The organism is Pseudomonas sp. TH15 (assembly GCF_016651105.1).
Classification (GTDB): Bacteria; Pseudomonadota; Gammaproteobacteria; order Pseudomonadales; family Pseudomonadaceae; genus Aquipseudomonas.
Window position 1 is genome coordinate 3,495,702 of record NZ_JAEKEL010000001.1, and the last position, 26,321, is coordinate 3,522,022.

24 protein-coding genes are annotated in these 26,321 nt (G+C 58.5%); 10 read left to right on the top strand and 14 right to left on the bottom strand.

The genetic code is table 11. The annotated features are described in order from the left end of the window. Nucleotides 1–80: 80 nt before the first annotated feature. A complete protein-coding gene (locus tag JFT87_RS15795) occupies nucleotides 81–569 on the bottom strand; it encodes a GFA family protein (protein ID WP_201202607.1) in 489 nt (162 codons plus the stop codon). A gap of 275 nt (nucleotides 570–844) precedes the next feature. On the opposite strand from JFT87_RS15795, the gene JFT87_RS15800 reads away from it, so the two are divergent. The 3 genes from JFT87_RS15800 (at nucleotide 845) to JFT87_RS15810 (ending at nucleotide 4,045) form a co-directional block, all read left to right on the top strand. Next, entirely contained in the window at nucleotides 845–1,729 is an 885-nt protein-coding gene (locus tag JFT87_RS15800; protein ID WP_201202608.1) for a LysR substrate-binding domain-containing protein, read from the top strand. Between the two features lie 100 nt (nucleotides 1,730–1,829). Further along, nucleotides 1,830–2,945 carry an agmatine deiminase gene (aguA, locus tag JFT87_RS15805; protein WP_201202609.1) on the top strand — a complete coding sequence of 372 codons (1,116 nt, stop codon included), beginning with the start codon at nucleotides 1,830–1,832 and terminating at the stop codon, nucleotides 2,943–2,945. A 2-nt stretch (nucleotides 2,946–2,947) separates the two neighbouring features. Continuing rightward, nucleotides 2,948–4,045: an extracellular solute-binding protein gene (locus JFT87_RS15810; protein WP_201202610.1), complete on the top strand. Its 1,098-nt coding sequence runs from the start codon at nucleotides 2,948–2,950 to the stop codon at nucleotides 4,043–4,045. A gap of 143 nt (nucleotides 4,046–4,188) precedes the next feature. Here JFT87_RS15810 and JFT87_RS15815 read toward each other — a convergent pair whose 3' ends face one another. The 3 genes from JFT87_RS15815 to JFT87_RS15825 are packed head-to-tail and all read right to left on the bottom strand — an operon-like array spanning nucleotide 4,189 to nucleotide 6,730. Further along, a complete protein-coding gene (locus JFT87_RS15815) occupies nucleotides 4,189–4,806 on the bottom strand; it encodes a DNA-3-methyladenine glycosylase family protein (RefSeq protein ID WP_201202611.1) in 618 nt (205 codons plus the stop codon). A 5-nt stretch (nucleotides 4,807–4,811) separates the two neighbouring features. Further along, nucleotides 4,812–5,615 (bottom strand): isocitrate lyase/PEP mutase family protein, encoded by an 804-nt coding sequence (locus JFT87_RS15820; RefSeq protein WP_201202612.1) that lies wholly within the window; start codon nucleotides 5,613–5,615, stop codon nucleotides 4,812–4,814. A 32-nt stretch (nucleotides 5,616–5,647) separates the two neighbouring features. Beyond that, complete coding sequence (locus JFT87_RS15825) at nucleotides 5,648–6,730, bottom strand: bifunctional transcriptional activator/DNA repair enzyme AdaA (protein ID WP_201202613.1); 1,083 nt, start codon at nucleotides 6,728–6,730, stop codon at nucleotides 5,648–5,650. A gap of 182 nt (nucleotides 6,731–6,912) precedes the next feature. On the opposite strand from JFT87_RS15825, the gene JFT87_RS15830 reads away from it, so the two are divergent. Continuing rightward, nucleotides 6,913–7,326 carry a VOC family protein gene (locus tag JFT87_RS15830; RefSeq protein ID WP_201202614.1) on the top strand — a complete coding sequence of 138 codons (414 nt, stop codon included), beginning with the start codon at nucleotides 6,913–6,915 and terminating at the stop codon, nucleotides 7,324–7,326. Here JFT87_RS15830 and JFT87_RS15835 read toward each other — a convergent pair. Further along, nucleotides 7,323–7,943 (bottom strand): LysE family translocator, encoded by a 621-nt coding sequence (locus JFT87_RS15835; RefSeq protein WP_201202615.1) that lies wholly within the window; start codon nucleotides 7,941–7,943, stop codon nucleotides 7,323–7,325. The genes JFT87_RS15830 and JFT87_RS15835 overlap by 4 nt on opposite strands. Before the next feature lie 274 nt (nucleotides 7,944–8,217). Here JFT87_RS15835 and JFT87_RS15840 point away from each other — a divergent pair, with 274 nt between their 5' ends. The 3 genes from JFT87_RS15840 to JFT87_RS15850 all read left to right on the top strand — a co-directional run bounded on the left by JFT87_RS15840 (nucleotide 8,218) and on the right by JFT87_RS15850 (nucleotide 11,825). Then, nucleotides 8,218–8,832 (top strand): biliverdin-producing heme oxygenase, encoded by a 615-nt coding sequence (locus JFT87_RS15840; RefSeq protein ID WP_201205219.1) that lies wholly within the window; start codon nucleotides 8,218–8,220, stop codon nucleotides 8,830–8,832. Continuing rightward, nucleotides 8,829–11,066: an ATP-binding protein gene (locus JFT87_RS15845; RefSeq protein ID WP_201202624.1), complete on the top strand. Its 2,238-nt coding sequence runs from the start codon at nucleotides 8,829–8,831 to the stop codon at nucleotides 11,064–11,066. Before JFT87_RS15840 ends, JFT87_RS15845 begins: the two co-directional genes overlap by 4 nt. A gap of 171 nt (nucleotides 11,067–11,237) precedes the next feature. Next, entirely contained in the window at nucleotides 11,238–11,825 is a 588-nt protein-coding gene (locus JFT87_RS15850) for a LysE family translocator (protein ID WP_201202626.1), read from the top strand. A gap of 72 nt (nucleotides 11,826–11,897) precedes the next feature. On the opposite strand, the gene JFT87_RS15855 is transcribed toward JFT87_RS15850, so the two are convergent. From JFT87_RS15855 to JFT87_RS15880, 7 genes are all read right to left on the bottom strand, one after another. Further along, the gene (locus JFT87_RS15855; RefSeq protein WP_242487264.1) at nucleotides 11,898–15,155 is read right to left on the bottom strand and encodes a hypothetical protein; all 3,258 of its coding nucleotides are present in this window, start codon (nucleotides 15,153–15,155) and stop codon (nucleotides 11,898–11,900) included. A 5-nt stretch (nucleotides 15,156–15,160) separates the two neighbouring features. Beyond that, on the bottom strand, nucleotides 15,161–15,583 hold the full coding sequence (locus tag JFT87_RS28430; RefSeq protein ID WP_242487265.1) for a hypothetical protein: 423 nt from the start codon (nucleotides 15,581–15,583) through the stop codon (nucleotides 15,161–15,163). A gap of 262 nt (nucleotides 15,584–15,845) precedes the next feature. After that, nucleotides 15,846–16,679 carry an AraC family transcriptional regulator gene (locus JFT87_RS15860; RefSeq protein ID WP_201202627.1) on the bottom strand — a complete coding sequence of 278 codons (834 nt, stop codon included), beginning with the start codon at nucleotides 16,677–16,679 and terminating at the stop codon, nucleotides 15,846–15,848. 34 nt (nucleotides 16,680–16,713) lie between these two features. Beyond that, on the bottom strand, nucleotides 16,714–17,211 hold the full coding sequence (locus JFT87_RS15865; RefSeq protein WP_201202629.1) for a VOC family protein: 498 nt from the start codon (nucleotides 17,209–17,211) through the stop codon (nucleotides 16,714–16,716). A gap of 294 nt (nucleotides 17,212–17,505) precedes the next feature. Next, a complete protein-coding gene (locus tag JFT87_RS15870) occupies nucleotides 17,506–19,896 on the bottom strand; it encodes a TonB-dependent siderophore receptor (RefSeq protein WP_446739735.1) in 2,391 nt (796 codons plus the stop codon). A gap of 123 nt (nucleotides 19,897–20,019) precedes the next feature. Next, nucleotides 20,020–20,982, bottom strand: coding sequence for a FecR domain-containing protein (locus JFT87_RS15875; protein ID WP_201202631.1), 963 nt, complete (start codon nucleotides 20,980–20,982; stop codon nucleotides 20,020–20,022). Between the two features lie 4 nt (nucleotides 20,983–20,986). Beyond that, nucleotides 20,987–21,511: a sigma-70 family RNA polymerase sigma factor gene (locus JFT87_RS15880; RefSeq protein ID WP_201202633.1), complete on the bottom strand. Its 525-nt coding sequence runs from the start codon at nucleotides 21,509–21,511 to the stop codon at nucleotides 20,987–20,989. A gap of 289 nt (nucleotides 21,512–21,800) precedes the next feature. On the opposite strand from JFT87_RS15880, the gene JFT87_RS15885 reads away from it, so the two are divergent. Then, nucleotides 21,801–22,052, top strand: coding sequence for a transmembrane sensor/regulator PpyR (locus JFT87_RS15885; protein ID WP_201202635.1), 252 nt, complete (start codon nucleotides 21,801–21,803; stop codon nucleotides 22,050–22,052). A 1,072-nt stretch (nucleotides 22,053–23,124) separates the two neighbouring features. Here the strand turns inward: JFT87_RS15885 and JFT87_RS15890 are convergent. Continuing rightward, nucleotides 23,125–23,793, bottom strand: coding sequence for a class I SAM-dependent methyltransferase (locus JFT87_RS15890; protein WP_201205223.1), 669 nt, complete (start codon nucleotides 23,791–23,793; stop codon nucleotides 23,125–23,127). A gap of 503 nt (nucleotides 23,794–24,296) precedes the next feature. On the opposite strand from JFT87_RS15890, the gene JFT87_RS15895 reads away from it, so the two are divergent. Both JFT87_RS15895 and JFT87_RS15900 read left to right on the top strand, forming a co-directional pair. Continuing rightward, complete coding sequence (locus JFT87_RS15895) at nucleotides 24,297–24,719, top strand: type II toxin-antitoxin system YafO family toxin (RefSeq protein WP_201202641.1); 423 nt, start codon at nucleotides 24,297–24,299, stop codon at nucleotides 24,717–24,719. 25 nt (nucleotides 24,720–24,744) lie between these two features. Beyond that, entirely contained in the window at nucleotides 24,745–25,137 is a 393-nt protein-coding gene (locus JFT87_RS15900; RefSeq protein WP_201202643.1) for a GFA family protein, read from the top strand. A 348-nt stretch (nucleotides 25,138–25,485) separates the two neighbouring features. Here the strand turns inward: JFT87_RS15900 and JFT87_RS15905 are convergent, their stop codons facing one another. Then, nucleotides 25,486–26,316 (bottom strand): alpha/beta fold hydrolase, encoded by an 831-nt coding sequence (locus JFT87_RS15905; protein ID WP_201202645.1) that lies wholly within the window; start codon nucleotides 26,314–26,316, stop codon nucleotides 25,486–25,488. Nucleotides 26,317–26,321 lie beyond the last annotated feature (5 nt).

Below are 26,321 nucleotides of genomic sequence, written 5' to 3' on the forward strand. Positions count from 1 at the left end.
AAGGCTGCGATCTTTTGATCTTTGCCTTTAAAAGCAACATCAAAAGATCGCAGCCTTCGGCAGCTCCTACATTGGGGTTATCAGGTGCTGATGCCGAGGCGTTCATGCCACTGAGCAATGGATTCTTCAGGATAAACCTCAAACTGTTGGTCCTTGGGCTGCACCTCAACCTCCACCCACGAAGCCTTCGAACCCAACATCAAATGTGTGTGTTCCGGCGGCACCGGCAGCGGGGTGTCGATGGCCGAGGCAAACGGGTGAATCAGCTCCGGCCACTCCGGGCTGAACAGCCATAAACCGCTCCCGCAAACCGAACAGAAATGCCGCTCGGCGGTACTGCTGTGGGCGCGCTTATCGCCTTCGTCCTTGAGCCGCGCATGGTAGATCGCGATGTGCTTGCGCCCGTGAACCTTGAGGCTTTCGGCATCGCCACCGAGGTTGATCGTGTAACCGCCACCGCCCTGGGTCTTGCGGCAGATCGAGCAATAGCAGCGTTGGTAAGGGTAGGGGTGGACGCTGGTCAAACTGAACGACACCGCGCCGCAATGGCAGGAACCTTCTAAATGCATGACGGAGGCCTCCGGTTGGCTGGAATGGTTCGATTTAGCCTAGAAGAGTTGTGGTGGATGTGTTGTCGCCATCGCTGGCAAGCCAGCTGCCACAGGGTCAAGTGTTGATGACAAGATCTGTGGACGACATTAATCCTTGTAGGAGCTGCCGCAGGCTGCGATCTCTTGATCTTGCTGTTCAAAAACAACATCAAAAGATCGCAGCCTCCGGCAGCTCCTACTGGACTCGCTCAGGCGCGACGGTCAGCATGGGCGGCAAAAGGGGCTCAATATTCATGCGACGACTTCCCTCACTGGCCGCACTGCGCACTTTCGAATGTGCCGCCCGCCATGCGCATTTCGGCCGGGCAGCCGCCGAGTTGTGCGTCACCGACAGCGCCGTCAGCCACCAAATCCGCCAGCTCGAAGAGCAACTGGGTGTGTCGCTGTTCATCCGCGAAGGCCGGCAGATTCGCCCGACCATGGCCGCCGGGCGCTTGATGCAGAGCTTGCAGCAAGCCTTCGAACTGATCGGCGAGGCCTGCGATGAACTGCGCGATCCGTCATCGCTGGCGGTATTACGTCTGGCGGTCACCGCCGAACTGGCGCAAAAGTGGTTGATGAACCGCCTCACGGATTTCTACGCGCGCTATCCGCACATCACCTTGCACCTCTACGAACAACCCATCGACGCGACCGCGCCGGGGGAAGACATCGACCTGGCGATCACTTACGGCACCGGCCCGGTGGACAGCAGCGCGTACTTCGTCCGGCCGCTGCCGGCGTTGCAGTTCTTCCCGGTGTGCAGCCCTGGCCTGTTCAACCAGGGCACGCTGAAAACCCCAAAGGATCTGGCCCGCCATTGCCTGCTGCACGACGATCAGGATGGCAAGACCTGGACCGCTTGGCTCACCAGCCATGCCGGCGACCAGCGCCCGCAACGGCAACTGTATTTCGCTCACGCCGGGTTGGCGTTGGAAGCGGCGGCCCAAGGGCAGGGCGTGGCCATGGGTGACAACCTGACGGCCCAGGAAGACCTGCTCAGTGGGCGTTTGGTGCGGCCGTTCACCTCCAGCATGACCGCGCTCGGTCAATATGCGTTGGTCTGCGAACGGGTGCGAATGGAGCGGCCGGCGGTGGCGCAGATGCTGGAATGGTTCAACGATCAGCTGGTCGATTGATGAGTTAAATTCAAGTATTCCGCAATAATCATCGTTGGCGAGGAGTCTGCCTGCGACCTTAGCCTGTGGTCATTCCAATCCCCACTGATGAGGTTTGCCCATGGCACGTTTGCTCGATTCCACCCCCAAGCACGATGGTTTTCGCCTGCCCGGCGAGTTCGAAACCAAGTCCGGCTGCTGGCTCGGCTGGCCGGAGCGCACTGATGTATGGCGCAACGGCGCCAAGCCTGCGCAGAAGGTCTGGGTGCAGATTGTCACCGCGATCTCTCAGAGCGAACCCGTCACCGTGTGTGCCTCCGCCGCACAATTCGCCACCGCACGCCGTCAATTGCCGCCGCAGGTTCGCGTGGTGGAAATGACCTGCAACGACGCCTGGTTCCGCGACAGCGGCCCGTGCTTTGTGGTCAATGACGCCAGTGGCGAAGTGCGCGGCGTCGACTTCGAATTCAACGCCTACGGCGGCCTAGACGGCGGCTTGTACTACCCGTGGGACAAGGACGACCAGATCGCCAGCAAGATCCTCGAAATCGAACGTTTCGACCGTTACCGCGCCCCGTTGATTGCCGAACTCGGCGGCATCCAGGCTGACGGCCAGGGCAGCATCCTCACCACCGAGCAATGCCTGCTCAACCGCAATCGCAACCAGCATTTGGGCAAGGAGGAAGTCACTCGGCGGCTGACCGATTACCTCGGCGCCGAGCAAATCATCTGGTTGCCCCGGGGCTGTAAGTTCGACGAAACCGATGGCCACGTCGATGACCTTGCTTGTTTCATTCGCCCCGGCGAAGTGGTGCTGCAATGGACCGACAACCGCGATGACCCGCAGTGGGAGATCTACCAGGAAGCCTACGACATCCTGCGCAGCACCCGCGACAGCCGTGGCCGCGAGTTGATCGTGCACAAGTTGCCGCAACCGGACGCGCTTGAATGGACCGCTGAAGAAGCCGAAGGCCTCGATCAGCAGGACAGCACCCATACCCGTCAGGCCGGGACGAAAATCTGCGCGTCGTACATCAACTATTACGCCGGCAACCGCTCGATCGTGGTGCCGTTGTTTGGTGATCGTCAGGATCAGGCCGCGTTGGCGACCCTCGCTGAACTGTTCCCGCAGCACAAGATTGTCGGCATCGAAAACTCCCGGGAAATCCTCCTCGGCGGCGGCAACGTCGCGTGCATCACCATGCCGCAATACGCCGGCACCCAAAAAGGAGTGTGATCATGGGCCTGCACAAACTGACTCAAGCGTTAATGCTGATGCTCGCACCTCTGTGTGTGCAGGCCGCCGACACCGAAAAACCGGTGGTCAACCTATACATCTGGGGCGAGTACCTGGCCCCGGATACCCTGAGCAATTTCGAGAAGCAGACCGGTATTCATGTGGTGGCCGATCACTTCGATTCCCTGGAAACCGTCGAGACTAAACTGCTCACCGGCCGTAGCGGTTATGACCTAGTGCTGACGGCGGGGCAGCATCTGTCCCGGGCGATCCAGAGTGGCGCGATCCAGCCGCTGGACCACCAGCAACTGCCGCACTTTACCGGCGTCGGTGAAGAGTTCCGCCAGCACATGGCGGTGTTCGACCCGGGCAATCGCTACGCAGGGATCTACGCCTGGGGCACCACCGGCGTAGGTGCACAGGAAGAGGCGGTCAGAAAGCGTTTGCCTGATGCGCCACGGGACAGTTGGGCAATGTTGTTCGATCCGACCGTGGTGTCGAAATTCGCCGATTGCGGGGTCAGCCTGCTCAACGATCCCAACGAGGTGTTTGCCGCGGTCATGAAGTACATGGGCCTGGACATCAACCGCCAGAGCCTCGATGACCTGAAACTCGCCGAACAGCAATTAGCGAAGATCCGGCCGTACATCCGCTACTTCGACAACGACCTGAACATCAGCGACCTGGCCAATGGCAACACCTGTGTGGCGATGTCCTGGAACGGCAACGTCGCCATTGCTGCCGGTCAGGCTACGGCGGCGAACAAGCCGTTCAAATTGAATTACCGAATCCCGAAGGAGGGCACGTTGATTTGGTTCGATGCCATGGTCATCCCCAAGGACGCGCCGCATCCGCAGGCAGGGCTGGCGTTGATGGATTACCTGATGACGCCGCAAGTGATTGCGCCGATCACTGACACCATTCACTACGCCAACGCGATTACGGCGGCGGACGGGTTGATCGATCCGGCTATTCGTAATGACCCGGGGACGTATCCGTCGGCGCAGGTGCGGGCTTCGTTGTACAGCAAGAATGACAATGGGAAGGACTTTAACCGGGCTTTGGTTCGGGCGTTTAGTCGGTTGAAGTCGGGGTTGTGATTGGCGTTGGTTGATGTGTTGGATGTGAGATCGCCTTCGCGAGCAAGCCCGCTCCCACATTTAATCGGTGTTGGTCACATATTTTGTGTTCGCAGCAGATCTAATGTGGGAGCGGGCTTGCTCGCGAAGAACGATAACGCGGTCTACCTGCCAGGCACCCGCCACAAATACCAGGAAGCGACCGTCCGAAACGGACTCCACCCCAATCCAATCTCAATCATCTGCTTGCGAGTAGGCTGCACCTCCAACCCTTTGAGCCGCCGATACCCCTCGCGCACCCCGAAGTCATCCGCCGGTAAAATATCCGGCCGCTCCAGGCTGTAGATCAGCAGCATTTCCACGGTCCAGCGTCCGACACCGTGCAAGGTAATCAAGCGCTCGATCAGCGCTTCATCGTCCATGGCCAGCGCGGTGGCGTAATCCGGCACGACACCGTCCAGCGTTGCCTGGGCAATCCCCTGAATCGTCGAAATCTTGCTGGCAGAAAACCCGCAACTGCGCATCTGCTCAAAGTCTGTCGCCAGTATTTGCTCGGGCCGAGGGAACCCGCCTGAAGGAAACAACGCCACTAATCGCCCGACAATCGCATCCCCGGCCTTGGCATGCAGTTGCTGATAGGCAATTGCCCGCACCAGCGATTCATAAGGATCGCGCGCTGGATGCGGTTGATGCAGGCAAGGGCCGATGGCGGCGATGTGGCGCTGCCAGTCCTCATCGAGGGACGCTAGAAAAGTACTGGCAGGCCGATAGAGGTCAGGCATGCAGGTCAGGATTTTTTCAGGAGGCCGTTCACCTCGCCATACGTGAAGGCCTTGAGGTCGTGAGTGTCGAGCTTGCCGGTTTCCAGAAAGCTCTTCGCCAGGGTACCCATGGCGCCATACAAGAACTCGGCAATGCTCGAACCGGCGCTTAGGCGTCGAACTCCGAGGGCTTTCAATTCGTCAGGCGACGGCAGGCAGGCAAAGCCCAGTACGTTCACCGGCAGTGGCGTGCCCCGGCAGATCGCTTCGATTTCGTAAGCCGAGGTCACGCCCGCGGCGAACAGTCCATCAGCCCCGGCCGCCTGATACAGCGCGGCACGGCGCAGGGTTTCGGCGACGCGATCTTCAGCCGGCACCAGGCTTTTCAGATAGACATCGGTGCGCGCATTGATGAACAGCTTGACGCCGCGCTTGTCGGCGACTTGCCGCGCCACTTCGATCTTGCGCGCGAGCAACTCCGGTGCTTGCGCGCCGTCTTCAATATTGATGCCGACCGCGCCCGCCGCAACGACCGCGTCGAGCACTTCGGCGACCCGCCCGAGGTCATCGGAATAACCGGCCTCGACGTCCACGGTTAGCGGCACGCTGATGATCCGGGCGATGGATTCCACCGTCGCCACCAGACGTTCGAGCGGTAACGTGTTGCCGTCCGGATAACCATGGGCCCAAGCCACTGCTGCGCTGCTGGTGGCAACGGCTTTGCCGCCCAGTTGCTCCACCAGCCGCGCGCCGGTGGCGTCGGCGACGTTGGTCAGAATCAACAGGCCGTGCTGGTGCAACTGGTGAAACTGCGTATCGAGCGTGCTCATTGAAATTCCTTCAGATTGATGGAACAAATACCTCAGAAAAGCCGTTGCTGCGAGAGCTGCACCGCAGCTTTTTCCAGCCTGAGCAAAAACGCCTTGCGCGGTTGTCCGCCACCATAGCCGGTCAGCGAGCCGTCCGCACCGATCACTCGGTGACAGGGCAGCACAATCGCCAGCCGATTTTGTCCGTTGGCCAGGCCCACCGCGCGGCTGGCGCCGGGTTTGCCCAGCAGCGCCGCGATGGCGCCGTAGGTGCTGGTCTGGCCGTAGGGTATCTGCGCCAGTTCAGCCCAGACTAGCCGGGCAAATTCGCTGCCCGGCAAGTGCAGCGGTACGTTGAATTCTGTGCGTTGACCGACAAAGTACTGCGCCAGTTCTGCTTCGATCTGCTGCAAATGCGCGTTGTGTCCCGGCGCCACCGCATAACCATAGCGGTTTTGTAATGCCTCGACCTCTTTGGTCAGCGCCGGCCGATCCAGAAACTCCAGTAGCACCAACCCTCGACTTTCGGCCATGGCAATCATCGGCCCCAGCGGCGTAGTCAGCCGGGTGAACAGCAGCGGCTCGCTGTTGGCGGCGCGGCCCGGCGTGGTGTGGAAGAACTTTTGAAACGCATCGCGAAAACCGCTCAGGGATTCGTAGCCGGAATCGAACGCCACGTTGTCGATGGACTCGCCCTGTTTGATCCCGCCCAGCGCCATACCGAGGCGCCGGGTACGCAGCCAGGCGTGGAAGGTCATGCCGAAATGCTGCTTGAACCAGCGCCGTAATTTCAGCGGCTCGATGCCCTCGGCCTGCAACTGAATGTCGGTCCAGCGCTGGTCGGGTTCGGCGTCCACCCGGTTGAGCAAGCGCTGCACCCAGTCCGGCGCGATGGCCGCCGCATCCAGCGGTTTGCAACGCAGGCAGGCGCGGTAACCGGCCGACAGGCACTCATCGGCCTGCGCGAAGAACTCGACATTCTCGGGTTTCGGCTTACGCGCGGTGCAACTGGGGCGGCAGAAGATCCCGGTGGTTTTCACGGCCGTGAAGAACACGCCTTCATAGGCAGTGTCGCGTTCGAGCATGGCGCGAACCATTTCGGCGTGGGGCGGCAGGACAGCGGTTTGTATGTTCATGGCATGAGGTTAAAACCAGATTCTCGATGGCTCCACCGAAAAATCGACAATGAATTTCCGATCCCCCTGAACTACCGTGTAGGAGCTACCGCAGGCTGCGATCTTTTGGCTTTGATTTTAAAAGAACAGGATCAAAAGATCGCAGCCTGCGGCAGCTCCTACAGTTTGTTGAGGTGTGTCTGATGCATCCGTTTTCGATTCGACATATTGATCACATCGTCCTGCGCGTGAAAGACCTGCAGCGCAGCATCGAATTCTACGGCCAGGTATTCGGCGCTGAAGTGGTCAAGCGCAACGAGCCGTTGGGGTTGATCCACCTGCGCGCGGGTACGTCGTTGATCGATCTTGTCGACCTGCAAGGTGAACTCGGCCGCAAGGGCGGCGGGGCGGCCGGGGCCGAGCGGCGTAATGTCGATCATTTCTGCCTGCGCATCGAGCCGTTCGATGAAGAAGCGCTGAGCGCACATTTGCACTCCTTCGGTCTGCACGTGGAAAAAGCCGCCACCCGCTTCGGCGCCGAGGGTAACGGCTTGTCGCTGTACTGCTTGGATCCGGACGGTAACCAGGTTGAACTCAAGGGGCCATCCGAGGCTTAAGCACGCTTGGCCATCAACAGCACCGAAGCTGCCGCCGACAACAGTCCCGCGCAGCAACGATTGAAAATCCGCTTGCCGCGCGGCTCGGCGAACCAGCGGCGCATGTGCAGGCCCATCCAGGCATAAGCGCTGATGGCGATCCATTCCAGCAGCAGGAACAGCACACCCAGTACCGCGAATTGTGCCGGCACCGGGCGGGCCGGATCGACGAACTGCGGCAGGAACGCGGTAAACAGGAGGATGGCTTTCGGGTTACCGGCCGCGACCAGAAATTCCTGACGCGCCAAAGCGAAGAACCCCACTGCAGCCCCGGTCACCTGTTGCTCGGCCTCAGGATTGGCCCGCCACAGCTGCCATGCCAGATACAACAGATACGCTGCGCCGATGATCTTGATCGCGTGGAACAGCCATTCCGACGTCTGTAACACCACCGACAGACCCGCGCCGGCCAGCGCGATCATCCCGGCAAACGCCAGAATACGTCCGATGCCGGCCGTGCAGGCGCGGCGAAAACCGTACCGGGTCGCGTTGCTGACCGACAGCAGATTATTCGGGCCGGGGGCCATGTTCAGGGCGAAGCAGGCCGGGAGAAACAGGGTGAGAGTGGCGAGATCCATAACGGCGCTCCAGAAACGATGAAGACATTTTTATCACAGCCCACGCGTCCCCAGACCCATACAGTCAGGCCGAGCTGTCGCGGTACAGCGCCCGGCCATGCTGGACAACGCGGTCGAACTTTTCGTTAATGGCGCAACTCTGAGACAGTCAGAGGGCGATGCTTTCGTCAGAAAAAGTTATCTGTCCGGTCAGAAACGGCGATTGCCGTGTAACATTTCCCCCTTTTTCAAATACCCCGCATGGCCGCAGGCGGCCCCACCAAGAGCGACATACATGCAAGCAAAGGCCCGTGAAGTTTATGTGCCACCGGTGCTGCAAGATCTGCGAGCCGGCACTGCTGAGCTGCACATCGCACTGGAAAAACGCCTTCCGTTTTTCTCCGATACGCTCGATACACCCGCTTTCGTGCGTCTGATGCAAGCGTATTACGGCTTCTATCTACCGTTGGAAAACGCGCTGATCAATAGCGGCTCAATTCCTCCCGACTTTGATCTGACGCCTCGTCTCAAGGCGCCAACCTTGCGCGCCGACCTGCAAGCATTGGGCTTGACCGCCGAGGCGCTGGGCAGCCTGCCGCAGTGCGATCATTTGCCTGTCATCGAATCTGCCGCCACCTGCCTGGGTGTCCTCTACGTACTTGAAGGGGCGACGCTCGGCGGGCAAATCCTGCGCCGGGAAATCGCCAGCCGGTTGGGCCTGGAAGCCGAAAACGGCGCTGCTTTTCTCGATATCTATGGCGCCGCCACGGGACGTCGTTGGCGCGATTTCATTGAATATCTGGGCACTCGACCAATGGATGCGGGCGAGCGCGAGGCCGTGGTTGCGGCCGCACAAACCACATTCAGCTGTTTCGAGCGTTGGCTCGAAAGCCGGGAGGTACTGGCATGACTCCGCAAGACAAAGAAGCCTTTGAAGAACTGCTGGCCAACTGTGCCGACGAGCCGATTCGTTTCCCCGGCGCAATTCAGCCCCACGGTTTGCTGCTGACCCTGAGCGAGCCTGCGCTGACGATCATTCAGGTCAGCGCCAACGTTGAAACCCTGCTGGGCCGCGAGGCGCAGAGCCTGATCGGGCAGCCACTGGAGCAACTGATCGGTGCCGCCGAAGCCGCGCAAGTGCGCGAAGCCTTGCTGCAACCGGCATTGTCTGACACGCCGCCGCTGCTCTTCAGGCTCAATGGCTCGGCGTTCGAAGGCTTGCTGCACCGGCATCAGGGTGTGCTGATTCTGGAACTGGAAATCCACGTCGATAACTTTCAGCCGCGCAACGTGGCCGGCAATCAGACTCATTTGGGGCGGATGCTCCAGCGCCTGCAAGCGGCCACTACGTTACAGGCCTTGTACGACATCAGCGTCAAGGAAATCCAGGCGATGACCGGTTACGACCGGGTGCTGATCTACCGTTTCGAGGAGGAAGGGCACGGCCAGGTGATCGCCGAAGCGTCCGACCCGTCGATGGAGGTGTTCAACGGCCTGTTTTTCCCGGCGTCTGACATCCCCGAGCAGGCCCGCGAGTTGTACCGCACCAATTGGCTGCGGATCATCCCCAACGCCGACTATCAACCGGTGCCGCTGGTGCCGAAGCTGCGGCCCGATACGCAAACACCGCTGGACTTGAGTTTCGCCACTCTGCGCAGCGTGTCGCCGATCCATTGCCAGTACATGAAGAACATGGGTGTGCTGTCGTCGATGAGCATTTCCTTGCTCAAGGGCGACAAACTCTGGGGTCTGATCAGCTGCGGCAATCGTCAGCCGTTGCACGTTCCGCATGAATTGCGTGCGGCGTGCCAGACCATCGGCCAAGTGCTGTCGCTGCAGATCAGCGCGATGGAAGCGCTGGAAATCAGCCGCCAGCGTGAAGAAAAAGTCGAGGCGCTGGCCTTGCTCAATCAAGCGATGGTCGACTCGCCGCAGAATGTTTTCGATGGCCTGGCCAACCAGCCGCAAGTGCTCATGGCGCTGACCAATGCTGGCGGCATCGCGATCATCGAAGACAATCAGTTGCATCGTTACGGTAACTGCCCGGAGCCCGCGCAAATCCGCGCCCTGCACAAATGGCTGCAGGACAGCGGCGAGCCGGTTTTCGCCAGTCATCACCTGGCCAGCGTCTATCCGCCCGCCGAGCACTATCAGCAAGTGGCCAGTGGCGTGCTTGCCATGAGCCTGCCGAAACCGGTGGACAACGGCGTGCTGTGGTTCCGCCCCGAGGTCAAAGAAAACATCAATTGGAGCGGCGATCCACGCAAGCCACTGGACCTGGAAAACTCCGACGCCGGCCTGCGTCTGCGCCCGCGCACCTCGTTCGAAATCTGGAAGGTCGAGATGGCCGGGATTTCCACCAAGTGGAGCCACGGCGACCTGTTCGCCGCCAACGATCTGCGCCGCTCGGCACTGGAAAATGACCTGGCTCGGCAGGTGCGTCGCGAGCAGGAAGCGGTGCGCGCCCGTGATGAACTGGTGGCGGTGGTCTCGCATGACCTGCGCAACCCGATGACCGTCATCTCGATGCTCTGCGGCATGATGCAGAAGGCTTTCAGTTCTGATGGCCCGCACACCTCGCGGCGTATCTCCACGGCTATCGACACCATGCAACAAGCCGCCGGGCGCATGAACACGCTGCTGGAAGATCTGCTCGATACCTCGAAAATCGATGCCGGGCGCTACGTCATCACCCCGCAGAAACTCGATGTCGGGCAGATGTTCGAAGAGGCGCAGACATTGCTCACGCCGCTGGCGCTGGACAAGGACATCAGTATTTCCTTCGAGGCCGATCCTGACCTGCGTATTCACGCCGACCCGGAGCGGTTGTTTCAGGTGCTGTCGAATCTGGTCGGTAACGCGATCAAGTTCACCCCGCGCCTTGGCACGGTGGGCGTGCATGCCCATTCGGTTGGCGATGAAATCGTCTTCACCGTGCGAGACAGCGGCGAAGGCATTCCCAAGGAAAATCTGCCGCACGTATTCGACCGTTACTGGACAGTAAAAGAAGGCAACCCGAACGGCACTGGCCTCGGTTTGTACATCACCCAAGGCATCGTCGAAGCCCACGGCGGGCGGATCGTTGCCGAGAGCGAGCCGGGGCGGGGCAGCGAGTTCCGCTTCACCGTGCCACGCCTCGACTGACCCCCTGTAGGAGCTGCCGCAGGCTGCGATCTTTTGATGTTGTTTTTCAGAGACAAGAGCAAAAGATCGCAGCCCTGCGGCAGCTCCTGCATAGGGGTGTTTTGTTCAATACCGGGGGCGGCGCGCTGCGTAGGGTGAGCACCTTGTTCCTTGGGTTGAAGAAGGTGTGTGATGAGTGTGTTGATCTCCATGGCGGCGTTTGCCCTGGTCGCTTCGATAACCCCGGGGCCGGTGAATATCGTGGCGTTGAGTTCCGGGGCGCAGTTTGGTTTTCGTGCCAGTCAGCGGCATGTGGCGGGGGCAACCCTGGGGTTTGTCTTGCTGCTGGTGTTGATGGGCCTGGGCCTGCACGAGTTGCTGCGGTTATGGCCGGTGCTGACCCGGGTGGTGCAAGTGGCTGGGGTGGCGTTTCTGTTGTTCATGGCCTGGAAACTGGCGGTCGATAACGGTCACTTGGGCGCCAGTCAGGAGGGCAAGGCGCCCTCGATGTTTTACGGCGCAATGATGCAATGGCTCAACCCCAAGGCCTGGCTGGCCTGTGTCGCGGGCATGGGCGCCTTTGTCGCGGACGGCGACGCGCGGCTGGTCTGGCAATTCGCGGCGATTTATCTGGTGGTCTGTTATCTCTCGGTCGGCTGCTGGGCTTATGCCGGGACCTTCTTGCGCGGGTATTTGAGCAACGCCAGGGGCATGCGGCTGTTCAACCGGAGCATGGCGTTGCTGCTGGTGGTGTGTGCGGGGTACTTGTTGGCGACCTAGAAGGCATTGCCCTGACGCTTCGTGCCGCGACCTCTGGCGGCACGAAGCGCTTTCATCTCCTCAAGATCAACCTCAGAATATTCCGTTCAACACGCGGAATGCCTGCGGCGTCATAGGCGTGAAATTGTTGTTACGCAGTTGGCTGATTGCATACATCGCACTCGCCGTACGGCCGTTACCGTCGCCAAATCCCTGAAAACCCACGATCGCTGCAAGCAAGTGTTTGTCAAAGTGTTGGTGAGTGGTGTCGAGTGTTTTCAGATGCTGTCCAAGCAGCGCGAAACCGGTGACGCTGCTGCCGTACTTGCCATCCGAGCCGGCGTCGCGAATCACCCCACTGGCCGAAGGAACCAGGCGTCGGTGTACTTCGGTGATGACGGCCGGATCAGTCAGTGACTTGCTGTTGCCCGTGTATTCGCGCAACACGGCGAGGATGTTGTCGAAGTCGTTTCCTTTCGAGGATGAGCCATTGAGCATCCACGCGGCGGCTCTCTTTGAATGTTCAGTGTGACCCTGGAAATTGAAGGCCGCTTCGGGCATGACATCAGTGTAAGGGGCTTTGTCGAGATCAGTTTTCAGCACGTTCTGCTGGTAGTCGGTCATGTACGTGGCTCTTTTAATCTCAATCCGCGCAACATCGTCGAGGGTTTCAGCGTAGTCCTTCGCCGTATAGAAATTGTCGCTATGACGAAAACCTAAAGACTGCATGTAAGAGCGCAACATACTCTCCGCCGCGTCTGCGCCGATCAGTGTTTGCAGCTTTGTAAACGACGGGTAATGCAGAGACGCCTCTCGCACGGCATTTTCGAACAAATGGTCGAGTTCAATTGAGCTCATCCCTTTGGGCAAGGCACTGCTCTTGTCACTCAAACGCGTGAGAACATGCTGAAGGGTCTCGATGCTGTCGTCCTTGAACAGTGCGCGGGCATGCGCCACGGTATCCAGCGACATGCGAATCCGTGAAGCGGAGCCAGTGTGGTCGATCGCTTTGACCAGGTCATAGCTGTAAGCGCCGGTCAAAAGGCGCAGTTGCTCGCGTGCGGCATGCGGGATAGCCGAGGCATGTGTACCGAGCTTTTTCAGGCTGCGCCCAATCAGCCTGCCACCGCCCTGCAACAGTTTCGGCAATCCATCCAGCGGATTGAACAGGTTCAGAATCGTCACCGCGATCACTTTGGAGCCTTTAAGCAGGCGGGCGGCGGTGGTCGTAGCCTTGACCGCCGTACCGGCGATTTTCAACGGCACGGCGGCAACAACGGCAGCGACACCGACCACGTCCATGACACAGCCACTGATGGCTTTGATCTGCCTGGAACTGTCGCCGGAGGACAGTTCTTCGACACATTCCTTGAAAGGGATAATCACGTTGAGCAGGGTGTTGAAAATGGTCTCGGTGGTTGCAATGGCTTTTTCTCGCTGAGTCTGGTCAAGACCCATTTGCCAGAGTTCGGCCACCGTGAACGCAGGTATTTCCTTCGCAATCAGGGTGCTGATGGCTTGCTTGCGGCTGGAACGGAAGAAGCGGTTCGGCGTGCTTGCGCCGTCAGTGTCTTGCCAGGACTCTTGGAACTCCCCGACTTTGCGTATGAATGCCTTGGAATGTGTGTCGCGAGGCTCGCTGTTGCTGAGGTAGGCCTTGACGTCTATCGGCAGACGGTCAAATTTTTCTCGGCTGGTGAAGTCTGTTGGCTTGTCCAATCCACCGGGTTTGACCAGGCCGGTGAATGCGCTCGTCAGTTTCTCGTTGAACCGGCATTGCGACTTGAGCGGGAACAATTCATAGCAGCGAATTTCCGAGTGGATCACCGCACAGATGATAATGCCGAATCGTCCGGTATCGCCGGGAATCGCCGAGCGCTCGGGTGTAATGCCACCGAATGTAGGCAGTCTCGCGAAGTCCGTCCAGATGGACTGCTGAACGCAATAAATAGCCAAATGAGCGTTTTCAATAAAGCCACGGTCGCGAGGGCGCAGTTGAGAAAATGCAACATTGATATTGCACTCCATCGCCGCCTGCATGCGCATGGAGAAACGGTTGATGGCCTCTTCGTATAAATCGTTGGCGGGATACAGTCTCAGCAGGTTAGGGAAAGATTCATAAATGCTGCGGCCCTTGAGTCGATTCCAGTCTTCGCTATTCAGCTCGTCGCCCATGTACAGATCAATTACCGACACCTTTCTGCCGTTACCGCCGCCTGTGCCACGGTGCTTGACCAGCAATTCGTCAGGGTTGCAGCCGGGAACTTCCTTACGCATTTCCTCCAGGGCCAGAGGCTTGCGATGGGGCAGTTTGCGGCGAAGTTGAGAGGAGGCCTGCAATATCTGATCAACGTAACGCTGGTATTCGGCAGATGCTTTTTGAGCGGTGTCTTCACTCAGGCTGCCGTCCGCTTCCCGCGTGACAAGTTTGTTCATCAAGGCCCAGGTCATGATCGGGTCAACGGCGATCTGCGCATAAACAGCTTCAAGTTCCGGCGTCAGCTTCGATAACTGTGCAAAACCCAGCAGATGCTCATAAGTCATAGCCCGCGAAACACCCGGCGAAATGGCTTCGGCAAAATGCACCGCCTGGCTGAAAATGACCCAGCCAGGGGTAGCGATCTTCAGTTGGGCCGGGGCATCGGTCACCAGGTATTCCGGGGCCATCCCGCCCAGCACCAACTCTGCCACCAGCGGTGCAATCACCTTGTTCAGCCCGCGTTGGTTGATCAGGTGCTCTTCCAGTTCGCGGCGCACCGTAGCCGGAGCATTGAGCATATGGCGCGATGAATATAGATCGTAGCCTGCGAACGAGGTGGCGGTGATATCTGCGTCGGCATCAAGGTCAAGCAGGATCGCGGCAATGATCAGCTGTTCGACAAACTCGGGCGAAGCTGGCGCGTCGGTCGTTTCTTTAAACCAGCCAAGAGCCTCGATGTATTCGTGGGCCTGTTCAGACGTCCTGAACATATCGTCGATCAGCCGCTTCAACCGATACCCCGGGCTGTCCGACAAACCATCGGGTGAGCCACTTTCAATCACAAGAGAAGCGCCATATTCCTCGATCAGAGGTATTTCATTAGCGGTGGCCCGTTGGTTTATCTGGCGGATGATCGCTCGGTTTTCTTTATTCAGTTGGAAGGGCGACTCTTCTGGGGCATTGAGCAACTGCCAGTAGTTTGCATAACGGGGAGGCTCTGGCAGTGTGGAGAAGTTAAGTAAGTCGATCAGTTCATTGCTGGTTTCTTCCGAAACCGGAAGTGGCAATTTGTTGAACCTCAACCATTGGTCCACAGTGATCGACTGACCCGAACTGATCAGTCCACCTGTCGATTTGGCACTGTTTGCCAATAGTTTCAGATCTTCACTAAAGCCTGCAACATTGACGACCGCGTCAGTGATCTCGGTCCGAGTAAAAAACCGGTAGCGTTCCAGCTCTGCGGATCAGCCACGCCGGGCTGTGCGCTGACATTCTCGTGGGTGTAGAACATACGTGCCTGTTCATCAACCTGAAAGACGACATTAAGCGCGATGGATTGGGCTCGGCGAATCTCCAGGAACGCCGGGTGCTTGATCATGTTGATCAACAGCAGCGCCGCCGGTCGGTGCAATTGATCGAAACCTGAGCCAGGAGTGCGGGTTACCGACAGGCGATCCCGTGCCCATTCGATTGTATTTCTTACAAACTCATCTTTCAGAAAGTTTGACAGGGCTTTGCTGACAGATTGTTTTTGAAGTTTATCTTCATGCGTCGAAAAATGAGCATAAGGCTGCTGCATCTATGAATCTCCATATTCCAATTAGTGTGGTAGTCATTGCGCGAATATCAGGTGATATTTATCGAGGGCGTTCGCGCCATTGGTGTGTTTGTGCGGGCAGGGTATTAATCGAGTTGGTTAAAGTCACGGAACTTGTTGATTGCAATTGTTTCTATTGTGCGCGTGAGTTGGAAGTGAGTGCGGGCAGGGAGGAGTAGGCGGCTTGTTGAATTGCTTTTAGTGAAACAAGTTGAATTTAATACGGCTTATGGAATGAGTTGGTTTAACCCCGATATTGCCCCGGGGTTGCCGCCAGATGTTGTTTGAAGGCACGCTGAAAGTGCGCCTGATCGGCGAACCCGGCCTCCAGCGCCACGTCGGCAATCAACTGCCCATGGCGCAGGCGTTCGCGGGCGAACTGGATGCGCTGGTTAACGAGAAAGGCATGCGGGGTCATGCCGTAATGCTGTTTGAAGGCGCGGATCAGATACGACGGTGACAGTTGCGCCGCAGTGCAGATGTCGTCGAGGCTGAGCAGATCGGTGCAATGTTCACGAATGTAATCGGCGGCGCGTTCGAGCTTGAAGTTCGGCTCGCGCAACGGCTGATCGCTCGGGTTGAGGCGCAGTTGCAGATCGCTGAAAAACTCCACCGCCGTGCTCTGTTTACGCAGCACATCCTGTTGATCGTCAACCAGAACGTCATAAAGCGCGATCAGTTCGCGAAACAGCCCGACGTCCTGCAAATGCGTGGCTGAAAACCGCCGAAACTGCACATCCTCGGCAAACCCGGATTGATGCTGCAAGTCGGTCAACCACGGCGTCTCGACGTAGAGCATCAGGTACGACCAGGGCTGGTCATCGATCGGGTTGCAGGCGTGGACATCGCCGGGGTTCATCAGCACCACGGTGCCGGTGCTGACCTGAAACTCCGATTGCTCATGCACATAGGTGCTGCGCCCGGCGGTAATCGCGCCGATGGAGAAGTGCGCATGGGAATGCCGGGCGTAGCAGACTTCGCGGCCATCGGCGATGGCCCGGGCTTCGATGAAGGGCAGGGCGTCGTCACGCCAGAAACGTGGAGCTTTGTCGGCATCTTTGGCTGCGGCATGCTTCATCGTTAGTGTCCTGGCAGGTCAGCGCTTGAGTGTATTAGCTCTCGCCGTTAAAGGCCCGCTGCAGTTCAGCGATGTCTAGTTTTTTCATCTGCATCATCGCTTGCATGGCCCGCTGGGATTTGACCGTGTCGGGGTCTTTGAGCATCTCCATCATGGCCACCGGGACGATCTGCCAGGACAGCCCGAACTTGTCCTTCACCCAGCCACATTGCTCGGCCTGGGGTACGGCAGATAACGCGCCCCAGTAATGGTCGACCTCTTCCTGAGTCTGGCAATTGACCTGGAACGAAACCGCTTCGTTGAACTTGAACACCGGGCCGCCATTGAGCCCGGTGAAGCCCTGGCCATCGAGTTCGAAACTCACGGTCAGCACCGAGCCTTCGGGGCGACCGTGGTGCTCGAAACCAGCCTTGCCGTAATGGGTGATGGCGGTGATTTTGGAGTGATCGAAGATCGAGCAATAGAATTTGGCAGCCGCTTCGGCCTGATCATCGAACCAGAGGCAGGGTGTGAGTTTTTGCACGCGTTGCATGGTGTTCTCCTCTACGGGGTTAGCACGCTGGACTATCAGCGTAGTCACTCGGTAGCCGGTTGGCGGTGCCGTAGATCGACAAGTCGAGAAGACATATCGGCCCGAACTGTTTGTCGCTAGACTTGCCGCCCCGATTTTGCCGCAAGGACGCTCAGCATCATGGTTACCCCTCGTTTATTGGCTGTTGCCTGCCTGCTCGCCACGGCCTCGGCCAGCGCCGCGCCGTTGAGCTGTCGGTTGCGATGACAAGGTTTCCAGTGCGGTACCTGAAGCAACCGTAAATCGGCGGCAACCTCAGAAATCCCAACGCGTGGTCAATTGCAGGCTGCGCGGTTCGCCATAGAACCCGGTGCCGAAGTTGCCGAGGCCGGTGTAGTAGGTCTTGTCGAAGAGGTTTTTGACGTTGAGCGTGGTGCTCAGGTGGTCGTTGAAGCGGTAACGCGCCATTGCGTCGACCAGGTAATAACTGTCCTGAGTGATGCGCACGTTCTGGCCCGCGGCGGGCTGGAACACGTTGCCGAAAAATTCACTTTGCCAACTGACGCCGCCACCCAATGTCAGATTCTGCCAGGCGCCGGGCAGGCGATAGCTGCTGAACAGCCGCACCAACTGCTCAGGCGCAGTGGTCTGCAGGATTGAGGCGTACACCGGATCACCACGGGCATCGCGGGTGTGGTTGTAGGCGTAGCCGGCGGAGAGATTCCAGCCTTCAGCGACTTCACCGGCCAGTTCGAACTCAAAGCCTTTGGTCGTTGCCCCCTGAACGGCGCGGTACACCGCCGCGTTGTCAAAGCCGCTGACTTGTTCGGCGACGTTGTCCTGTTCGATGCGGAACACGGCAAAACTGGCGTTGAGCCGACCGTCGAAGTATTCGGCTTTTATCCCCGCTTCATAGCTGTCGCCTTGCACCGGGTCGAGCACTTGGTGCGAGGCGTCCTTGCTCAGTTGTGGCTGATAGATGCGTGTGTAACTAGTGTACAGCGAGTACGTGTCGTCGAGGTCGTAGACCGCGCCCGCGTATGGCGTGACTACACCGGTCTGGCGGTAGCCGTCTCGGACGTTGACGGTGTCTGGATCGCGATAGTCGAGGTGGTCGCTGGCGCTGAAATCGCTGACACGTACGCCGAGTATCAACGCCAGATCGTCGCTGGCCTTGAAGCGGGTCGAGAGGTACGCGCCGGTCTGGCGCTGACGGATGGTGTCGGTGCCGACCTGCGGGATGTCGGGTTTGGCGAACTCACCGTGCCAGTCAAAAATGCTGCCATCCAGCGCTGGATAAACCGAGCCGTACACCGGGTTGTCCTGGCGGGTGTTCATCGACATGAAACCGACGATCAACTGATGCTCGCGACCGAACAGGCTGAACGGCCCGCCGAGGTTGAGATCGACATTGTCCTGCACTTCGTCGCCCTTGAATTTGCCCATGTACAGGAACATGCCGTCGCCGGTCACAGGATCCGGGTTGCCGCCGCTGGCGGAGCCGAGCAGGGTGTCGTGCTCGCGGTGTTTGCGGTCGTAGCTGAGCTTCAGCGTCCAGTCGTTCTGCAGGTGCCGGGTGACGGCGGCGAACAGCGTCTGGTTGCTGAAATCCCTGCGGCTCCAATCAGTGGCCGGGTTGAACGAGCGGGAGAAGTTCGTCCGCGCGCCGTCGCTGTAGAACATCGGGAACCCGGTCCAGCTGGCGCCGCGCGAACGAGTATTCTGCTGATCAAAACCAAGGGTCAGCAGGGTCTCCGGGCTCAGGTCGGCTTCGACGATGGCGTAGGCGATGTCCTTGCTGTTCTGGTAATGATCGGCGTGGGCGCTGCGTTCCTGATGGACGCCAACGAAGCGCGCGCGCAGGTTGCCGCTCGCGGTTAACGGGCCGGAGACGTCGGCCTCGCTGCGGTAGTTGTCCCATGAACCGACGCTGCCGCTCAGCGAAGCTTTGAACGCAGGAGTAGGGCGTTTACGGATCAGGTTGACCGTGGCAGAAGGATCGCCTGAACCGGTCATCAGGCCTGTTGCACCTTTGATGATTTCGACCCGGTCGAACGTCGCCATGTCGGTGCTGGTGGTGCCGTAATCGTAGACGCCGTCGTAGTCGGTATTGACCCCGTCGTACTGGAAATTGGTGATCGGCGCGCCACGGCTGGAAAACTCCCAGCGCTCGCTGTCGTAGTTCTGCACGCTGATGCCCGGCGCGCGGCGCAGCACATCGGCGATGCCAGTCGCGCCTTGATCGTCGAGTTGCTGACGAGTGATCACGGTGACCGATTGCGGGGTTTCGCGCAGGGACAGCGGCAGGCCAGTGGCCGACGAAGATTGCCCGGTGGTGTAGGCATGGGTGTCTTCGGTGATAGCACCGAGGGTTTTGCTGTTGATGGTGGTGGCGTCCAGTTGCAGCGGTTCTTCAGAGGCCGTGGTCCGCAGGACATAGCCGCCACCGGTTTGCGGCTGAGCTTGCAAGCCACTGCCCTTGAGCAGAATTTGCAGGGCTTGTTGCGCGGTGTAATCGCCGTTCAGTCCGGGGCTGTGCTTGTCTGCGGCAAGATCGTTGTGACCGGCGATGAACACGCCGCTTTGTTCGGCGAAACGGTTGAGCGCTGAAACCAGTGAGCCCGCAGCGACCGAATAATGCTGCTTCTGCGCTTCTGCTTGCGCAATCGAGGCGCACAGCCCCGACACGGCAAATGCCAAGGCCAGAGCAAAACGGGGGGAACTAGAGTGGAGCGCAACATGCAGTTTTCCGGTGGCGATCAACGAAGTGGGGGTTGCTCAGGGTTAACCGAATGAACGCGCCCAAAGGGAACCGCCAGGTAAAAAACCTCAGGCTTTCGGCCCGACGCTGACCCACCAGTTGAAAGTCTTGTCGACGCGGATCGGCAATGCCGCCTCCAGCAGGCGCAAGGCTTGATCGGTGTCCTTGAGGGGGAACGAACCCATCACCGGCAAATTGGCCACGGCCGGATCGCAATGCAGATGCCCCGGGCGATAACGGCTGAGTTCTTCGATCAGTTCGCCCAGCGGCAGGTTATCCACCAGCAGCAGTCCCTGGCGCCAGGCCTCGCGTGACGGGCTGACCGCCGTGGCGGTGCCCAATCGAGCCATGCCGAACGCCAATTGCTGGCCAGCCTGAACCACTTGCGTCTGACCTTGCTGGTTGCGTACCTCGACCGCGCCTTCATACACATTGAGCAGGGTGTTGCGGTCGTTCTGGCGGACGCTGAAGCGCGTGCCCAATGCGCGCATCCGGCCCTGTTCAGTGTCCACCAGGAAAGTCCTGTGTGGATCCTTGGCGGTGTCGATCAGCACTTCGCCGGCACGGAGCAGCAACAAACGACGTGTAGTGTCGAAACGCACGTTCAGCGTGCTCAACGCGTTGAGCCAGATCCGGCTGCCGTCGCTGAGTGTCGTTTCGCGGGTTTCGCCAGTGCCGGTCGACAGGTCGGCACTGAGCCGCTCGATTAGCGGTGTGCTGCGCCATGCGGCCAGACCGGTGAGCCCGGTCGCCGCAAGAATCAGCAAGCCTTTGAGTGACTGTCGACGACTGATCGAAGAGCGGCTACTGGTACGCAAGGCGTGGCTGATGGCGTGAGTTTCGCCGTCGCCTTGCAGCGGCGCGAACCGCTGGCCGACGCGTTCGACGTAGCTCCAGGCCGCTTGATGCTCTGGGCTCTGTGAGAGCCATGCTTGCCAGCGCAGGTGTTCCTGAACGGCGACCGGCGCGTCGTGCAATTGCACGTACCAGTGCGCCGCCTGCTCAAGGCTGGCGTGGCTGAGTTTGTTCATGGCGTTACTCAATCAGCAGGCCGTCGAGTTCGGCCTCAAGAATCGCGCAATGCATCATCGCTTGGGCGAGGTATTTTTTGATCATCCGTTCGCTGACGCCGATCTGTTCCGCGATTAACCGGTAAGGCATGCCGTGCAACTGAGCGAGGATGAACGCTTCGCTGACCCGCTGTGGCAGACGCTGGAGCATGGCGTCCACTTCGTGCAGGGTTTCGATGATGATCGCTTGCTGTTCGGGCGAGGGCTGCAAGGCTGGTGGGCGGTTGGCGAGGGTGTCCAGCCAGGTCTGTTCCAGTTGCCGACGGCGCCAGTGATCGACACACAAACCCCGGGCGATGGTTGCCAGATACGAGCGTTCGTGGACTTCGCCATTGAACGATTGCGGGCGTTTGAGCACGCGGATGAAGGTGTCGTGGGCGAGGTCGGCGGCATCCATCGCGTTGCTCAGGCGCCGACGCAATAGCTCGTGCAGCCAGCGGTGGTGGCTGAGGTAGAGATTCTGCACAAGTGAGGTGTCGGCAACCGTCATCAGAGCAAACGTCCAGAGCGACCATTTACCGGTCTAAATAAGAATGGGTCGCGATTAAATCAAAAGGGCAGATAGTGTGCAAATGATATTGGTTTGCTTTTAGGCTGCGGAGTCTGGATTTTTTGTGAGATGTAGTCGTAATGACCTTCTAGCGAGTCATTTCGACTTTTTCTTTGTCGTGTCAAATTGACTCGTTTTGGCTCATGTATTTGATTTTATTGAACTAAAATTCTGGCACAGGATTTGAACAGGTTAGCGTATCCATCGAACCGCTCAGGAGTACGCAACCATGTTCACTGTCTTCGAAAGCCCACTGAACGTTCTGCACCTGTCGAATAAAATCCTCGTCGCTGGCCTGGTCATGCTGCTGTCCGGCATCTACGGCGCCTACTTCTACAACGGCCACATGCCGATTGCCCTGTTGGTGGCGATGCATGCGCTGACCATCCTCGGCCCGACCCTGCTCAAAATCGGCTACGTCATGCGCCTGCTGGCGCAATACCGCCTGCGCGGCCCACGCCTGATCCCACAAACCGCCTGACCCTTGTAGGAGCAAAGCTTGCTCGCGAAATCGTCGGCGCAGCTTGGATAGTTGTTACCTGACACACCGCCTTCGCGAGCAAGCTCAGCTCCTACAATGTCCGGTGGTATATCCAAAATCCAAGGTCAACCCAAATCCCTTGTAGGAGCCGAGCTTGCTCGCGATGACGTCGGCACAGCTTGCAGGATTGTTGCCTGACACTCCGCCTTCGCGAGCAAGCTCAGCTCCTACAACGCTTGGTGGTGTTGCCAGAATCTGTGGTCAACCCAAATCCCTTGTAGGAGCCGAGCTTGCTCGCGATGACGTCGGCACAGCTTGCAGGGTTGTTACCTGACACACCGCCTTCGCGAGCAAGCTCAGCTCCTACAATGTCCGGTGGTATATCTAAAATCCAAGGTCAACCCAAATCCCTTGTAGGAGCCGAGCTTGCTCGCGATGGCGTCGGCACAGCTTGCAGGATGGTTGCCTGACACAACGCTATCGCGAGCAAGCTCAGCTCCCACAATGTCCGGTGGTATATCCAAAATCCAAGGTCAACCCAAATCCCTTGTAGGAGCCGAGCTTGCTCGCGATGGCGTCGGCACAGCTTGCAGGGTTGTTGCCTGACACTCCGCCTTCGCGAGCAAGCTCAGCTCCTACAACGCTTGGTGGTGTTGCCGGAATCTGTGGTCAACCCAAATCCCTTGTAGGAGCCGAGCTTGCTCGCGATGGCGTCGGCACAGCTTGCAGGGTTGTTGCTTGATACACTGCTTTCGCGAGCAAGCTTTGCTCCTACAACGCTTGGTGGTGTTGCCGGAATCTGTGGTCAACCCAAATCCCTTGTAGGAGCCGAGCTTGCTCGCGATGGCGTCGGCACAGCTTGCAGGGTTGTTGCTTGATACACTGCTTTCGCGAGCAAGCTTTGCTCCTACAACGCTTGGTGGTGTTGCCGGAATCTGTGGTCAACCCAAATCCCTTGTAGGAGCCGAGCTTGCTCGCGATGGCGTCGGCACAGCTTGCAGGGTTGTTGCCTGACGCACCGCTTTCGCGAGCAAGCTCAGCTCCTACAACGTTTGGTGGTGATTCTGGGGATTCAGCGTCGTTCTGCCACCAGCAGCAATGACTGCGGCATCGGGCTTTGTGGGTGTTGGGGTTCCTGCATACTGACCAGGCGGAAGCCGGCCATGTCCAATGCATTGAACCAGCTCGACAACGTGCGGAAATACCATGGCATCGGTTGCCACTGGCCTTTGAATCCGGAGAAAGATTCTTCGCGCCAGCCGTCCTGATAATCGCCTGCCGCTGCTGCCCACGGATGCAATGTCTGAATCACCAGCGCACCACCGGGAACCAGCAGCAAATTCATCGCGGCCAGCAGAGGAATAACGTCCTGATGCAGCAGCGAGAAATTCGCGCAGATCAAATCGTAGTCACAGCCGATATCAACCTTCGCTTCGATCAGCGCGTCGTAGTCGGCGACATGGACTGTTGGAGAGCCGGCCAAACGCGCCGCTTCAACCAGCGTCGCATCACCATCCACGCCCACCGCCGCCATCCCCAGGTCCGCCAGTGCCCGCAACAACCAGCCTTCGCCGCACCCGAGATCAAGCACACGTTCCGGCTGACGCCCCATGATCGCCAGCAGAATCGCCTGATTGGTCACCTGTTGACGGCTTTCGATGCCGCCGCTGCGGATCACTTCGATCCAGGCATCGGCATTGTCGTGCCAACTTTGTAAAAGGCTCGATTCTGGGGAGGGCATGGCAGGGTCCGCACTTTTGAAAACCCGCAGTATGGAATCAAAAGATTGCAGCCGTAACGATTTGTGTAATTTAAACGTGCGCATTTATTTACGTTTAAATGCAGGAAATGCCGGACAGCTAGAGCTACCGGTTTTGCTTGTGTCAGTAAATCTATCTCTTTACCCATCACTCGACCTGTCGAGGCCGTCAGATTCAAGCACCTTTATGGACTACACATTTTGGTGCCGTGACCTACAAATCCGCCAGAATCTGCCGACTTGCCGGGCTTGAAGCAAGGTTCTATTGTTTGCCGATCAAAACTTAATCACTTAAGCTGGTCAGAATGAATACATACCCTTCGGAGGCTCCGATGGCCACCACTCGAAAGACCGACAAGCCAAACAAAAAGGAAGTTCGCGATGAACTGACATTCCTCGATGTTCGGCAAGCCGCGCGTGATGGGCAGAAAGTGTTCGATAAATTTGTGATCACTGGCAGGCTACCTATTACAAAGTAGGCCTGAATGCCGGCTATCAAGGTCTCTGCGCTTTTTGAACAATTAAGTAACTGGCAAAATTTCGCTGCACACTTTTATAACTATAAGGTCTGCGATGAACTACCCGCGGTTTTCGGGCGCGACGAACGACTCGATCTGACCGATATGCACCATATCCACCTTGCCAGTACTCAGACACTGCAGGCTCGATGGGGAAAAATCAGTCGTCAGTATCACCGCACAGCCTTGGTTGGTGATGCTGAAAATGATTTTTGGCTGATCTACGCCTATGACGCTTTTCGGGATGAATATCTTTTACTGACAGTCACTGGTCCGGATGCTCATAACCGGAGTGAGTGGGGTTCATTTTTACGCACTGTGCATTGCGATATCGTGGAGCCTTGGACGCTGGGCAGGATTACCTTTCCCGATCTGGACAGTCTGTTATGAGAGGACAAGCAGGAGGAGGTGCACCATGAATCCACTCACCTGCGGCTGCCTGTGCGGCAACGTCCGTTTCGAAGTCCTCGGCCAACCTTACCGCGTCGGCATCTGCCACTGCCTCGACTGCCGCAAACGCCACGGCGCGCTGTTCCATACCTCGGCCATATTCTCTGAGGGCGCACTAACGGTCAGCGGTGAAACCCGCGACTACAACGGCCGATTTTTCTGCCCACGCTGTGGTTCACCGGTGTTTACGCGCTCGGCAGACGAAGTTGAAGTCAACGTTGGATCGCTGGATGAGCCGGACCAGTTCAAGCCCACTTATGAACTCTGGACGATTCGCCGTGAGGCTTGGTTGCCGGCGCTTCCGCTGGCCCGCCACTACGAACTTGATCGCGAAAGCACGGCGCGCACCGAAGAATAATTGCAACCCTCAGCCGACCTTTGTGGGATCACCGTTAGCCTGCTAGCGATTGGGCTAGTTCAGCCAACACCTTCTTTGGCTGACCCGCCGCCATCGCCAGCAGCCTGCCTCCTACAAGGGATGGTGTAGATCACAGAATTGGGGGTTGGCACAAAACACTGTGGGAGCTGGCTTGCCAACGATAGCGGTAGGTCAGGCAACAATGATGTTGAATGTGCCGCCGCCTTCGCTGGCAAGCCAGTTCCCACAGGGATTGAGGCGGGGTGAGGATTTTTGGTGTGACACGTAGTTAATGTGGGAGCCAGCAGGCTGGCTGCCACAGAGGTCAGTGTCAGGCGCCGGTACATTTCACCCGCGAATGAAGGCCAGCAGATCAGCGTTGATGGTGGGCGCCTCCGTTGTCGGCATCCCGTGCGGAAACCCTGGATACGATTTCAACGTGCCATTGGGCAGCAACTTCGCCGACAACGGCCCCGAGTTCGCGTACGGCACAATCTGGTCATCCTCACCGTGCATCACCAACACCGGCACGGTGACCTTCTTCAGATCCTCAGTAAAATCTGTCTGCGAAAACGCCACGATCCCGTCGTAATGCGCCTTCGCGCCGCCAATCATGCCCTGACGCCACCAGTTGGCAATGATCCCCTCCGAAGGCGTGGCCCCCGGCCGGTTGTAACCATAAAAAGGCCCCGTCGGAATATCCCGATAAAACTGTGCGCGATTCGCCGCCAAATTCGCCTGAAATTCGTCGAACACAGACTTTGGCAGCCCACCCGGATTGCTCTCGGTCTGCACCATCAGCGGCGGCACCGCGCTGATCAGCACGCCTCTGGCCACATTGTCCTGGCCATGCCGGGCAATGTAATGAATGACTTCACCGCCGCCGGTCGAGTGGCCGACGTGCACGACATTCTTCACACCGAGATGATTGACCACCGCTAGCGCATCATCGGCGTAGTGATCCATATCGTGGCCATCCCAGACCTGACTCGAACGCCCATGCCCACGTCGATCATGGGCAATCACCCGAAAGCCTTGCCCCAGAAAGAACAGCATCTGCGCATCCCAGTCGTCTGAACTCAGCGGCCAGCCGTGGTGGAAGTGGATCACCGGCGCGTCTTTCGGGCCCCAATCCTTGTAGAAGATTTCGACGCCATCTTTGGTGGTGACAAATCCCATGTTCG